Below are 13,510 nucleotides of genomic sequence, written 5' to 3' on the forward strand. Positions count from 1 at the left end.
AATTATTTAATAGGTTTAAAACACCGAAGACGCGACAGATCCAGATAGTCAAAAAACTAATATTTCAGAAGAATAAAATATGGAATCCCCAAGAGAGCATAAGAACCCAATACGGTACCTGCCATTTTACGGTTGTATTTCTACCGGATTAATTTATATCGCTGTGGGGGTGGTGGCAATACTTTCCATGTTAAGGATCAAACAGGGTGGTGCAGATGAAAGCAGTCTATTAAAATATCTGAATGATTATACCTGGGGAAAAGTAGTGGTCTGGATGATTCTTTTCGGGATGTTGAGCTATATTGTATGGAGGGTTTATGAATCTATTAAAGATCCTTATAACTATGGGAGTGATCTTAAGGGAAAAGCGAGAAGAGCAGGTATTGGCCTTAGCTCCATTGCCGATGCTCTTATTGCTTTTTCGGCCGTGGTGGTACTTATTGGAGCAAGTGACATTCAGGAAGATGGAAGGCCGGAGCAACAGCGGGAAATGGTAGGCAATATGTTACAGGAAAGCTGGGGCTCATGGGTTATTATTCTTCTTGGGGTGATTGTTTCAGGAACGGCCTTGGTTCAATTTTTCTATGGAATTACCCGGGGCTACCGGGAGCGAATGGATATTGCTCATTTCAATAAGGAAAAGAGAAAATTGATCTATTTCTTCGCATACACAGGATATCTTTCCAGGGGGATCATCATAGGGATCATTGGCTATTTCTTTATAAGAGCCGGACTTTCTAAAAATCAGGAATACGTGGTAAACACAGATAAAGCTTTTAATTTTATAGGTGATCATGTGGGGCTTCTGCCTTTTGTCTTAGTAGCGGTGGGAACCATCTGTTACGGTTTGTTTATGTTTGCCCTGGGAATAACTTACGATGTAGATAATGATCCCTCGGGCACGCACCGTTCGCCTGAAACTGAAAAACCATGAACTTCCTGTAAAACCAGGGGTGAATGTTATCTTTTCGCTAAAGGCAATTTTCTGAAAAAGCCTTATCTTTAGATTACATTTCTAACCACCAACAAACATGGAAACCACTATTGCTTTAATAGCTCATAACGGCCGAAAAAATGACCTTTTAAACTGGGCCAAAGAACACCGAAAAGACCTTGTTTCACATAGATTGATAGGAACTAGTAATACCTCCAAACTGCTTAATGATATGCTGGAGCTGGGTGTGAAACCTTTTGGGCATGGCCCTAGTGGCGGTGATATTCTGTTAGCTGCAAAGATCCTTCAGGGAGAAGTACATAAAATCATCTTTTTTATTGATGCCGAAACTCCTCACGGTCACGAGCATGACATCCAGACCCTCATTCGTACCGCTGTAATAAATAACATTCCCATCGCCCTTAATCGTGCATCTGCAGATCTTATAATTCTTGAGGAATAGCAGTCGGTAAAACTTTAGAAAAATATCACTTATGATACATCAGAAAATCTTCTTCTCCTGAGCTTTTCTTTCTGATAAGTTGTACTGAAAAGGGGCAAACCTGGAAGTTGATTTATCAGAAAGGCAACTTCCGAAGATTTTTAAGAAGCACAGGAGCCTGACCAGAAACACTGGGAATTCAGTTGCTGTATGAAAATATTATTCTGAAAGTGTATCCTGCATTTCCAGATTCTCTTCAAATTCCTCATCAAGTTCAAGTTCAAAATCTTCGGGAGAGGGAAGGAATAACTCATTAAGCTGAAGCTTAAAATTATCAAATTCAGTAATAAGTTCATTTGCAGCAGTATAGATTTCTCCTGCATTTTGGTTTTTCTTGTGTGCCAGTTGGTTCAGTACTCCTGCTTTTGTAAGTAAAACATTTGTTCGAGCTTTTACCGCATTCACCTGAAGTTCTTCCGGAATACTGTTGTTCAGGTTTTCCATGATCTCAAGCATGGGGCCTGAATTCTGGATAATATCATTTCCCGTGGCAGTTTTAAGAGTTTCTATCTCATGCTGTGCGGTAGCATAGGCCAGCCATTCACCTACTGCCTCTCGCGCTTCGGGCATCAGCGTGACACTGCGGTTCGTATCGACCTGTAAAGGTTCAGAAAATTCCAAAGAATCCTGCTGAACCGTATTCTGCGACTGCTGTGTGTTTTCTTCACAGGCAATCATTAACAAAAGGCTGAAAATGAGGAGAATTTTTTTCATTTTTTGAAGATATAAAAATTATATAGCTGAAAATTAGTACTCTTATAAAAATAATGCTGCTTCAGAAGAAAAAATTCATATTACGGCAATGATTTAGCTTCGGTTAGTTTTTCCTCTTTTCTGAAATAGATATCTTTGCACAATAAAATTTTAAACTCTTTATGGCTTCAAAGATATTGATAATTGGTGCATGCGGGCAAATTGGAACAGAATTAACCATGGCACTTCGCAACAAAGTAGGGAATGATAATGTTATTGCCAGTGACATTCGGGAAGGGAGCCGGGATTTGATGGAGAGTGGTCCTTTTGAAATAGCAGATGCTACCAGCTTTGAAAGCATTGAAAATCTTGTGATTCAGCATGAGATCGATGAGGTATATCTTATGGCTGCCATGTTGAGCGCCACTGCAGAAAAATTCCCTATGAAAGGATGGGAACTGAATATGGGTTCTCTTTTCCATGTACTTAATCTTGCTAAAGAGAAAAAGATTACCAGGATATTCTGGCCCTCGAGTATAGCAGTTTTTGGTCCCTCTACTCCAAAAATTGATACTCCGCAAACTACCGTAATGGAGCCTTCTACAGTCTATGGAATAAGTAAGCAGTCGGGCGAAAGATGGTGTGAATATTACCACCAAAAATATGGAGTAGATGTTAGAAGCATCAGGTATCCAGGTTTAATAAGTTACAAAACACTTCCGGGAGGCGGCACTACAGATTATGCTGTAGAAATCTATCATGAAGCATTGAAACACAAAAAATATACTTCTTTTCTTAAGGAGGATACAGAACTGCCCATGATGTTTATGGATGATGCCATTAAGGCGACCATTCAATTAATGGAAGCACCTTCAGAAAAAGTGAAGGTAAGATCTTCCTATAATCTGGCGGCTCTTAATTTCACCCCCGAAACTCTTGCAGCTGCCATAAGAGAACATATTCCGGAATTTGAAATTGATTATGCACCCGATTTTCGCCAGGCAATCGCAGATTCCTGGCCTTCGAGTATAGACGATGCACAGGCAAGAGAGGACTGGGGATGGTCTCATGATTTTGATCTTGAGAAAATGACTTTTGAAATGCTTGCCGGTTTAAAAGATACCTATCAGGGTAATTAATTCATTGAAACAGAAAAACCAGCAAAAATTGTCTTTAAATCCTGAATGACATCAATCAGTCCTGAAGCATTGGGGGTTTCAGATTGTAGGAATACCTTACATTTGTGGATTAGTTACTAAAATAAATTCTGAATAGGGAATTAGGGGATTTTTGGCAGCTCTTTGCTACTGTGGCAAATTACATTTTGTAATAGTATGTTTTCGGGAAGTTGTACCAGGTATGAAAGATTAGAATTTCACCGGAAATTACTCCATAAAAAACGCCCTGCACTGCAGGACGTTTTGTCAGATTCGAAATAGAAATATATATTATCCGTTGATAACACGCACCTGAGCTGCGGTCATTCCTTTTCTTCCTTCTTCTTCAACATACTCTACTTTGTCACCTTCATTAAGGGTTTCACCATTAAGACCGGTAACATGAACGAAGATGTCTCTTCCTGTTTCGTCGTTGGTAATGAATCCGTAACCTTTAGATTCATTGAAAAATTTAACTGTACCTTCCATTGTAAAAAATAATAATAATTAATAAAGTACAAACATAATGTATTATTTTAAACAGCACTTATTGAAAATGTTATTTATTTCTAAAAATCTTAGAACCTGACTCTTAGTGCTTCTGCCGCTCTCGCATTTTTTTTATATTTTCATCAGAAAGAGTGTAATCTTTTAATTTTTTACCGTTCCAGCGGTGGTATAAAAAGATGGGAAGAAGAATAAATGTACTTGCCAAAACAGCAATCCCAATGATCCTGTCTCCAAGAACTATCTCGTCATTTATACGATAGTAAAAACCTGTTGCTATTGCTAAAGCTATAAGAATAGCTAGAATTTTAATAATTGTATTCATTGTTATACGGTTACTTCAATTAATTTTTTCCGGTAGGCAGTTAATAATTTAGATTTGGAGACAAATCCCATGTATTTATTGCTACTTACCACTGGAAGGTTCCATGCATCGCTGTCCTGAAACTTTTTCATGATCTCCCTGGCACCATCTTTGTCTGCATCAATTACATCTGGAGCGCTTTGCATAAGTTCGTCAATCTTTACACTATCATACAAACTTTTGTCAAACATAATTGCTCTTATGTCATCAAGCAAAAGTATGCCCATAAAGCTGTTTTTGTCATCTACCACAGGAAAAATGTTTCTCGATGACTTCACCACCCCGTTATGGATAATCTCTCCAAGGGTCATACCAAGTTTTAATTTAATAAAATTAGTTTCTATTACCTGATTTATATCCATCAATGTAAGTACAGCCTGATCCTTATTGTGCGTGATCAATTCTCCGCGGGCTGCAAGCTCCATGGTATAAACAGAGTGGGGCAGGAAGCGCGTGGTGATCATAAAAGAAATGGCAGCGGTGATCATTAAAGGCACAAAGAGTTCATAGCCGTGGGTAAGTTCTGCAATTAAGAAAATAGCGGTTAAAGGAGCCTGTAATACACCGGCCATAAGCCCTGCCATTCCCACCAGGGTAAAATTGCTTGTAGAAAGCGGACTTTTTAAAATATTCAGGTGGTTTATAAATAGAGCAAAACAATGTCCCATAGTGCTGCCCATGAAAAGCACGGGAGCAAAAATACCTCCTATACCTCCGGCATTGAAAGTTAGGGAAGTGGCCACAATTTTAAATATTATAAGCCCGAAGAGCAAACTTATCACTACCCAGAAATTATCAAAGTACGCATTGAAAAATGTATTTCCCATGGCTTTGAGGTAATCTTCCTGCAATAAATTGTTGATCACATCATAGCCTTCCCCATAGAGAGGAGGAATAAGATAGACAAGGATGCCCAAAGAGCCTCCACCTATAAGAAGGCGGTGTAGAGGTGATTTTATTCGTTTGAAGAGTTTATTTATTCTGAAATAAACCCGTGTGAAGTAAATGGAACAAAGTGCTGCTATAACTCCCAGCAGTATATAATAAGGGACATCAGAGATTTCGAAGCTGTCCTTCAAAGTAAAAGGGAGAATAATCTCCGATCCAAAGAAAAAATAGGAGGTGAGAATAGCAGAGACGGATGCCAGCAATAATGGAAGCAGCGATGCCAGGGTCAAATCGAGGCTAAATACTTCAATGGCAAATACAATGGCAGCAATGGGAGCTTTGAAAATACTCGACATGGCACCTGCTGCCGCACAACCTATAAGAAGGGTACGGGTAGCCTGGTTCATGTTGAACAGCCGGGAAATGTTCGAGCCAAGGGAAGCCCCTGTGGCCACCGTAGGGCCTTCCAGTCCTACAGATCCTCCAAACCCCACGGTGATAGGTGCAGTGAGCAGCGATGCATACATCTGGTAGGGCTTCATGATCCCTTTCATCTTAGAGATTGCATACAAAGTAGAAGGAATTCCGTGCCCTACAGAATTCCTGATCCCGTATTTTATAATGAGTAGGGTGATCGCAATCCCAATTACCGGAAATATAAAATAAAATGCATTATGATAATTGCTAATGAATTCTCCTTCCAGTAACAGCTGAATGAGATGCGTAAGGTTTTTGATGAGCACGGCACCCAAACCAGCTGTGAACCCAATTAAGGCAGCGAGAATCATTACAAATTGCTGATGGGTAAGATTTTTGGTGCGCCAGATCAAAAATCTGACTAATAAAGGATTTCTCTTTCTTCCATGCATGATTTTAGTCGATAAAAAAATCCTACCGGAAAGTAGGATTTTGATTCATCATAATTTTAATTTGAGATGCAGCTCGTTTAGCTGGGCTTCGTCAATTTTTGCAGGTGCGTCTATCATGACATCCCTTCCCGAATTGTTTTTAGGGAATGCGATATAATCCCTTATTGTTTCATGTCCTCCCAGAATGGCCACAAGTCGGTCAAATCCAAAAGCGATTCCGCCGTGTGGGGGTGCTCCATATTCAAAGGCATCCATCAGGAACCCGAACTGGGCTTTTGCTTCTTCGGGAGTAAAACCAAGATAATTGAACATCTCCGCCTGCGTGGCTTTGTCATGGATCCTTATAGAACCACCACCTATTTCATTTCCGTTGAGCACCAAATCATACGCATTAGCACGTACCTCTCCAGGTTTCGTTTTTAGAAGCTCCATATCTTCCGGCTTTGGCGAAGTGAAAGGATGGTGCATGGCGTGGAAGCGGTTGCTTTCCTCATCCCATTCCAGAAGCGGGAAATCTACTACCCAAAGCGGTGCAAATTCATCTGCTTTTCTTAATCCCAGGTCATTTGCCAAATGCATTCTCAATGCGCTTAACTGGGTTCTGGTCTTATTCGCGTCACCGGCCATAACCAGGATAAGATCCCCGGGATTGGCTCCTGTTTTTGTAGCCCAGCTTTTTAAATCTTCTTCTGAATAGAATTTATCTACAGAAGATTTAAGACTTCCGTCTTCATTATATTTTACCCATACGAGTCCGTTGGCTGCAATTTGCGGACGTTTTACCCATTCAATAAGTTTGTCAATTTCCTTTCTGGTATACGAAGCGGCCCCTGGAACAGCAATTCCAACTACTAATTCCTGTTGATCAAAAACATTGAAACCTTTGTTTTTTGCCAGTTCATTCAATTCACCGAATTCCATTCCAAACCGGATATCGGGTTTGTCGTTTCCGTATTTCTTCATCGCTTCGGCGTAAGTCATCCTTGGAAATTCCGAAACTTTCACGCCCTTAATCTCTTTTAGAAGGTGGGTGGTAAGTCCTTCAAAAATATTCAGGATATCTTCCTGCTCCACAAATGCCATTTCACAGTCAATCTGAGTAAATTCCGGCTGGCGGTCGGCACGTAGATCTTCATCCCTGAAACATTTTACGATCTGGAAATATTTATCCATTCCGCCTACCATCAACAGCTGTTTAAAGGTTTGCGGTGATTGCGGAAGTGCGTAAAACTGACCTTCATTCATCCGGCTTGGCACCACAAAATCTCTGGCGCCTTCAGGTGTGGATTTGATTAAATATGGAGTTTCAACTTCAATAAATCCCTGTCCCGAAAGATAATTTCGCACCTGCATACCTACTTTATGGCGAAACATTAATTTATTCTTTACCGCATTCCGGCGGATATCCAAATATCTGTACTTCATCCTGATGTCTTCTCCACCATCTGTGTCATCTTCAATGGTAAAAGGAGGCAATTCCGAAGTATTAAGGATCTGAAGTTCAGAAACAAGTATTTCAATGTCTCCTGTTGGCAGGTTTGGATTTTTAGATTCTCTCTCGATCACTTTTCCTTTCACCTGAATCACGAATTCGCGACCTAACTCGGTAGCTCTTTCCATCATTTCTTTTGGCGTACGCTCCTCATCAAAAATAAGCTGCGTAATCCCATACCGATCCCGTAGATCCACCCAGGCCATAAATCCTTTATCCCGGATTTTCTGCACCCAACCGGCAAGCGTAACTTCCTGATTTTTATCTTCTATCCTTAATTCACCACAGGTATGACTTCTGTACATAATATTCTGAAATTTTTTGTGCAGCAAAAGTAAGAAGATATAGTCATTTCTTGACAGGATATAAAAATAAATGACAGATTGATTTAAGGTCTTTTGAATAAAGTAAAATCCCTGAGAAGTTCTAACCTCGATTTAAATCCGGGAAATTTCCCTTGTAACCAAAAAAAAGCTGTGAAGAAATCTTCTCCACAGCTTTTCTAGAATGTAAAAACTTAATTCCTAATGGTCTATTTTGGTGAAGTGGACCTTGTCATTTATCGCGTCAAGCATGAAATTCTCGTCAAGCCCGTTGACGATCCAGGTTTCGATTTTGGCTTTTTGCGTTATAGCTGCCGCCGAAACTTTGGATTTCATTCCACCGGTACCATGAGCAGATTTTGTTTCAGTTTCTATCTCACGCTCCAGGATACTCAGGTCATTTACCTGCCGTATAGTTTCGGGAGTTTCTGCTGTAATAGAACCTTTTTTATAAACCCCATGTGTATTTGTGGCAATGATAAACAGGTCGACGTTAAGCAAAGCAGCCGTTTGTGCTGCAAGATTATCATTGTCACCAAATTGTATGGCATCAATAGATGCTGTGTCATTTTCATTGATGATGGGGATATAATCGTTCTCCACCAGCACATTTACCGTATTGATAATATTCTGGCGGGCATCTTCCCTGCTAAAATCGTTGGGGGAAAGCAAACACTGGGAAGTTAATAATCCCAATTCCCTGAAGCTTTCCTGAAAGATCCTCATTAGATGGGGTTGTCCTATAGAGGCCAATGCCTGTTTGACATCTATATTTTCCCCGCTTTTTTCCAGGTTTACAAACTGCTTGGCTACAGCAACTGCACCCGAGCTAATTAACACAAATTCATATTCATCTTTAAGGGCTGCGATCTGCCTTGCAATATCTTCTATTTTTCCCCTGGAGATTTGGTCAGTTTCTCTAGTAAGGGTATTGGAACCTAATTTAAGTAATATTCTTTTTTTCTTCTTTGGAGTTTCCATTTGTATGTTATTCTCAATTAAAATATTATCTAATTTGTCCGTTACCATGTATATACCATTTGTTGGTTACTAAATGCTGCAGGCCAATAGGTCCACGTTGGTGAAGCTTGTCAGTGCTAATGGCAAGTTCTCCTCCAAGTCCTAATTGTCCTCCATCTGTAAACCTTGTGGAAGCATTGTGATACACTGCCGCATTATCTACAGTTTCCATAAACTGCTGTGCAGCTTTATCATCCATTGAAATGATAGAGGCAGAATGTCCTCCTGAATACTTATTGATTTTGGCAATTGCTTCGGAAACTGAATCCACTTCCCCAATTAATGCTTTATAATCCAGAAATTCCTGATACCATTCGTCTTCATTTTCCAGAGGTTTCACACCATCAAGATCCTGAAGGCTCCTGTCTGCGATCACGCGTACATTATTTTCTGCAAGTTTGGATAAAAGCTCCTGTAGGAACTCTTCTTTATTTGGAAGCCTGGAGTCGATCAATACTTTATCAACTGCATTACAGGCCGATATTTTTCCGGTTTTTCCGTTGAGGATCACGTCTATGGCAATATCTGTGTCTGCTTTGTCATGCACATACACAAAATTATTTCCGCGACCACTTACAATTACCTGGGCCGAGGAATTTTCTTTTACAAACTGTATAAGACGTTCTCCACCGCGAGGTACAATTAAATCTACTCTTTGATCTGGATTCTTCAGGAATTCCTGAGTTTTTGTCCTGTCAAATTGCAGGTACTCAACCCATCCTGTTGCAACATTGTTTTCTTCGAGGGCTTTATGCCAAAGGTCAACAATTACCAGGTTAGAGTTAAGGGATTCTTTTCCTCCTTTAAGAAGGATCTTGTTACCAGATTTAAAGGCAATCCCTGCCGCTTCTACTGTCACATCGGGGCGGGATTCATATATGATCATCACTGTACCGAAAGAAGCAGTTTTGTTGTAAACCTGCATTCCATTCTCGTGTTTAAAACTGAAGCGTTCAACACCTACAGGGTCATCCTGGGAAGCTAAATGTTTTAGTGAGTGGATCATTCCTTCAATTTTGGAGGCATCCACCTTTAGCCTGTCTTCCATGGCTAAATCATCTCCTGAATAACTATCCAGGTCGATTTTATTGGCTTTTAAAATTTCTTCTTTTCTACTTTCTACAAGATTTGCCATTGACAATAAAACGGCATTGCGTTCTTCAATGGTAAGTAAAGTATTCATTCTTTAATTTTTAATTAATAAAATATTTGAACTTTTACATTATGGACAAACTCTTTGCCATACTCCCAATTTACAAAAAAACCTCCGGAATTAAAGGTGAGCCGCATTTTTTAACCTGTAGCAGCTTGCTTTTTCGCTTTCCGTTTATTAGAAATTTTAACTTTTGATCGGTTCACTAAATAGAACATAACCGGTACTATTACAAGCGTAAGGAAGGTTGCGAAAATTAGTCCGAAGATAACGGTCCATGCTAAAGGTCCCCAAAAGATAACATTATCTCCTCCAATATAAAGTTGAGGGTTGTAATCTATGAAAAGTGTAAAAAAGTCAATATTTAACCCTACTGCGAGAGGAATAAGACCTAATACTGTCGTTATGGCAGTTAAAAGAACCGGTCTCAGCCTTGATTTTCCTCCTGCCACAATTATATCAAAATATTGACGACGCGTTAGCAGTTCATCTTCCTCCAGACCTAGTTCCTCCTTTTTCCGGTCAATAAGGATCTGGGTATAGTCTATAAGTACTATGGCATTGTTCACCACAATCCCGGCGAGGGAAATAATTCCCATCATGGTCATGATTATAATGAAATCCATCTGGAAAATGATAAGTCCCAGAAATACGCCCACCAAACTCAGTAGCACAGACATTAAAATGATCACCGGTCTTGAAATAGAATTGAATTGTGCCACCAGGATAAGTAAAATTGCTCCCAGCGCAATTAAAAGCGCCTTAACAAGAAAGTTCATGTTTTCTGCCTGTTCTTCCTGCTCTCCGGTAAATTCAAGACTAATGTCTTCGGGAAGATCATAATTACCCAATTCTGTCCTTAGTTTTTCGACGATCTCGTTTCCGTTGTAATCCTGCAGCACATTGGAATAAACGGTAATTACCCTTTTTAGATTCTTCCTTTTTATAGAACTAAAGGAAGAAGTCAATTCGGTAGTAACCAGGGATGAAATAGGCACCTGTACCACATTTCCGGTGTTCTGATCTTTAAAGGTGATTGGCTGATTAAACAGTACATTTTCATTGTACCGGTACTCGTCGTTAAATCGTACGTTCACCTGATAATCATCGTCTCCCTCTTTATAGGTAGAGACTTCTTCTCCATAAATTGCCCTTCTAAGGGTTTGTCCAACCGAGCTGGTTGAAACTCCAAGTTGTCCCGCTTTTCTACGGTCCACTTTTACATCCAGTTCTGACTTTGCTTTGTTGACATCGATCTTCAACTCTTCAATACCTCCAATGCTTAGCTCCTGAATGTAGGAGCGCAGGTTCTCGGCTTCGGTCAACATCTGCTCGTAATCTTCCCCTTTGAGCTCAATATTTATAGGGTAGCCCGACGGTGGTCCTGCAGCATCCTTTTCTACAATAATGGAAGCTCCCGGAAATCCCTGAACAGCTTCCCGAACTTCAGATAATACTTTGCTACTGCTTACGCCCCGTCGTTCCTGAAATTCTCGCATTGAAAGGGTTATTTTTCCCCGGTGCGGCATTTCATTCTGCTGGCCACCGTCTGTCTGCGGGTTTCCTGCTCCTTCTCCTACCTGGGAAATGGCAGATTCCACCATGAAATTATAGCCGTCCTCATCTTCATATTTTTTGATGACGTCAAAAATCTGTTGCTCAACCTGTTTGGTGAGCTCATTTGTCCTTTCAATATCGGTGCCTTCAGGATATTCAATGTAGGTAATGATTTGCTTCGGTTCATTTTCGGGAAAGAAAAGCACTTTAGGCTGTACTATAGCTATCAGGATAAACGAAATTACCAGCAATGCTACCGTTCCGAAGAAAAATATATATGCTTTCTTGCCACGCAGGGCATACTTAAGCGTATTCTCGTAAGCATTTTCAAGCTTTTTTAGGGCCTTATACTGAAAGAATTCCACTCCTCCAGCCAATACATATTTATAAACCCACAGCAGTATTCCTGTGAGGATCATCAGATTACCGATTCCTCTCAAGGCTCCCATGGGAATAATATACCCCGCAATAAGGAGTACCAAACCTACGCCACCCAGAATTCCGCTGTATCTTATTAGCTTTCTTTTACTCAATTCCTCTTCTTCTGTCTCCATAAATTCCGAAGTAAGCATGGAGTTGATGATGAGAGCCACAAATAATGAAGATCCAAGAACGATGGAAAGGGTAATAGGAAAGATCATCATGAATTTTCCAACAGTACCCGGCCATAATGCAAGAGGAAAGAATGCGGCAAGGGTTGTGGCTGTAGAGGCAATAATTGGCCAGGCGATTTCCCCCAGTCCCTGTTTTGCTGCCTGTTTTCTGCTCATCCCCTGGTCCATGAGGGTATAGACATTTTCCACCACTACAATCCCGTTATCTACCAGCATCCCCAATCCCATGACCAGTGCGAACAGTACCATGGTATTGAGCGTGTATCCCAGACTGGAAAGAACGATAAAAGATAAAAACATGGACAACGGAATTGCCAGTCCTACAAAAAGGGCATTTCTGAAGCCTAAAAAGAACATGAGGACCAAAACCACCAGGATAACCCCAAAAATAATGTTGTTGACCAGGTCATCTACCTGCTTTTCTGTATTGGTAGACTGGTCATTGGTAAGGCTTATATTGAGACTCTCGGGAAAATATTCTTCCTGTTCTGTCTCTACAATCTGTTTGATCTTATCTACCGCCTCCACCATATTTTGGCCGCTGCGTTTCTTTATATCCAGCATCACAACGGGCTGCCCGTATTCACGTGCAAAAGTGGTGCGGTCTTTTTCCCTGAAATTAATGCTGGCTATGTCTCTAAGAAAAACATTCCCGCCATCACGTTTTACCACTACATTTTCCAGTTCATCGGGGTCTTCAATTTCACCAATGATTCTAATGTTACGCTGAACGCCACTCGTAATAATGTTTCCTCCCGAAATTGTTCTATTCTCGGCACTTACAGAGTTGATGATGTCATCAAAACTAACTTCTGAAGCAGACATTTTATATATATCTACAGCAATCTCCACCTCCATGTCTTCGGCTCCGCGGATATTAGCCTCTTTGATCTCCTGCAGGATTTCTATTCGTTCCTGAAGGTACTCTGCATAATCTTTTAGCTGCTGTACTGTGTAATCTCCAGTAAGATTAATGTTTAAGATAGATTGTTCTTCAGAAATATTAAGATCAAAAACATTGGGTTCCACCTTAGCTCCGTTATCAAGGGTGGGCCAGGTGGTTTCGGCTTTTACCATATCTACCTTATCCTTAATCTTTTGTTTGGCAACATCTACATCAATGTCATCTTCAAATTCCACAATGACCAGGGAGTAATCCTGAAGGGTAGTGGAGGTGATCTCTTTTATTCCCGCAACATCATTGAATTCTTCCTCCAAAGGTTCGGTAATGAACTTTTCTACATCTTCGGCAGAGTTTCCGGGGTTTATAGAGCTTACATATATATTGGTAGTAATTACTTCCGGAAAAGATTCCCGCGGCATCGCATAGTAGGACATCAATCCTCCAATGAGGACAATGGCCATAATGACATATACCGTCATCTTGTTATCTATAGCCCAGGAAGAAAGTTTAAATTCCCTATCTATTTTGTTCAT

The 13,510-nt window shown here is 40.4% G+C and carries 11 protein-coding genes; 3 read left to right on the forward strand and 8 right to left on the reverse strand.

From position 1 onward, the window contains the following. Nucleotides 1–79: 79 nt before the first annotated feature. Entirely contained in the window at nt 80–934 is an 855-nt protein-coding gene (locus IE056_RS00425) for a DUF1206 domain-containing protein (protein WP_189602651.1), read from the forward strand. Nucleotides 935–1,031: 97 nt separating this feature from the next. Beyond that, nucleotides 1,032–1,397, forward strand: coding sequence for a methylglyoxal synthase (locus IE056_RS00430; protein ID WP_189602652.1), 366 nt, complete (start codon nt 1,032–1,034; stop codon nt 1,395–1,397). 198 nt (nt 1,398–1,595) lie between these two features. On the opposite strand, the gene IE056_RS00435 is transcribed toward IE056_RS00430, so the two are convergent. Then, on the reverse strand, nt 1,596–2,150 hold the full coding sequence (locus IE056_RS00435) for a hypothetical protein (protein ID WP_189602653.1): 555 nt from the start codon (nt 2,148–2,150) through the stop codon (nt 1,596–1,598). Nucleotides 2,151–2,311: 161 nt separating this feature from the next. Here IE056_RS00435 and IE056_RS00440 point away from each other — a divergent pair, with 161 nt between their 5' ends. After that, complete coding sequence (locus IE056_RS00440; RefSeq protein ID WP_189602654.1) at nt 2,312–3,268, forward strand: NAD-dependent epimerase/dehydratase family protein; 957 nt, start codon at nt 2,312–2,314, stop codon at nt 3,266–3,268. 309 nt (nt 3,269–3,577) lie between these two features. Here the strand turns inward: IE056_RS00440 and IE056_RS00445 are convergent, their stop codons facing one another. From IE056_RS00445 to IE056_RS00475, 7 genes are all read right to left on the reverse strand, one after another. Next, nucleotides 3,578–3,775 carry a cold-shock protein gene (locus IE056_RS00445; protein ID WP_189602655.1) on the reverse strand — a complete coding sequence of 66 codons (198 nt, stop codon included), beginning with the start codon at nt 3,773–3,775 and terminating at the stop codon, nt 3,578–3,580. 103 nt (nt 3,776–3,878) lie between these two features. After that, nucleotides 3,879–4,118, reverse strand: coding sequence for a hypothetical protein (locus tag IE056_RS00450; RefSeq protein WP_189602656.1), 240 nt, complete (start codon nt 4,116–4,118; stop codon nt 3,879–3,881). A 2-nt stretch (nt 4,119–4,120) separates the two neighbouring features. Then, nucleotides 4,121–5,914, reverse strand: coding sequence for a chloride channel protein (locus IE056_RS00455; protein ID WP_189602657.1), 1,794 nt, complete (start codon nt 5,912–5,914; stop codon nt 4,121–4,123). Nucleotides 5,915–5,962: 48 nt separating this feature from the next. Further along, nucleotides 5,963–7,711, reverse strand: a complete 1,749-nt coding sequence (gene aspS, locus IE056_RS00460; RefSeq protein ID WP_189602658.1) for an aspartate--tRNA ligase — start codon at nt 7,709–7,711, stop codon at nt 5,963–5,965. A 219-nt stretch (nt 7,712–7,930) separates the two neighbouring features. After that, nucleotides 7,931–8,710 carry a glutamate 5-kinase gene (gene proB / locus IE056_RS00465; protein WP_189603387.1) on the reverse strand — a complete coding sequence of 260 codons (780 nt, stop codon included), beginning with the start codon at nt 8,708–8,710 and terminating at the stop codon, nt 7,931–7,933. A 25-nt stretch (nt 8,711–8,735) separates the two neighbouring features. Further along, a complete protein-coding gene (locus tag IE056_RS00470) occupies nt 8,736–9,932 on the reverse strand; it encodes a glutamate-5-semialdehyde dehydrogenase (RefSeq protein WP_189602659.1) in 1,197 nt (398 codons plus the stop codon). 110 nt (nt 9,933–10,042) lie between these two features. Beyond that, nucleotides 10,043–13,510: an efflux RND transporter permease subunit gene (locus IE056_RS00475; RefSeq protein WP_189602660.1), complete on the reverse strand. Its 3,468-nt coding sequence runs from the start codon at nt 13,508–13,510 to the stop codon at nt 10,043–10,045.

Origin of the sequence: Salinimicrobium marinum (genome assembly GCF_014651535.1) — a bacterium.
Lineage (GTDB): Bacteria > Bacteroidota > Bacteroidia > Flavobacteriales > Flavobacteriaceae > Salinimicrobium > Salinimicrobium marinum.

What these genes read in the sequence shown, in the direction of transcription:
- IE056_RS00445 (WP_189602655.1), bottom strand. Translation starts at nt 3,775, where the DNA reads ATGGAAGGTACAGTTAAATTTTTCAATGAATCTAAAGGTTACGGATTC.
- IE056_RS00470 (WP_189602659.1), bottom strand. Translation starts at nt 9,932, where the DNA reads ATGAATACTTTACTTACCATTGAAGAACGCAATGCCGTTTTATTGTCA.
- IE056_RS00475 (WP_189602660.1), bottom strand. Translation starts at nt 13,510, where the DNA reads ATGAACAAAATAGATAGGGAATTTAAACTTTCTTCCTGGGCTATAGAT.
- IE056_RS00425 (WP_189602651.1), top strand. Translation starts at nt 80, where the DNA reads ATGGAATCCCCAAGAGAGCATAAGAACCCAATACGGTACCTGCCATTT.
- IE056_RS00450 (WP_189602656.1), bottom strand. Translation starts at nt 4,118, where the DNA reads ATGAATACAATTATTAAAATTCTAGCTATTCTTATAGCTTTAGCAATA.
- IE056_RS00455 (WP_189602657.1), bottom strand. Translation starts at nt 5,914, where the DNA reads ATGCATGGAAGAAAGAGAAATCCTTTATTAGTCAGATTTTTGATCTGG.
- proB (WP_189603387.1), bottom strand. Translation starts at nt 8,710, where the DNA reads ATGGAAACTCCAAAGAAGAAAAAAAGAATATTACTTAAATTAGGTTCC.
- IE056_RS00440 (WP_189602654.1), top strand. Translation starts at nt 2,312, where the DNA reads ATGGCTTCAAAGATATTGATAATTGGTGCATGCGGGCAAATTGGAACA.
- IE056_RS00430 (WP_189602652.1), top strand. Translation starts at nt 1,032, where the DNA reads ATGGAAACCACTATTGCTTTAATAGCTCATAACGGCCGAAAAAATGAC.
- aspS (WP_189602658.1), bottom strand. Translation starts at nt 7,711, where the DNA reads ATGTACAGAAGTCATACCTGTGGTGAATTAAGGATAGAAGATAAAAAT.
- IE056_RS00435 (WP_189602653.1), bottom strand. Translation starts at nt 2,150, where the DNA reads ATGAAAAAAATTCTCCTCATTTTCAGCCTTTTGTTAATGATTGCCTGT.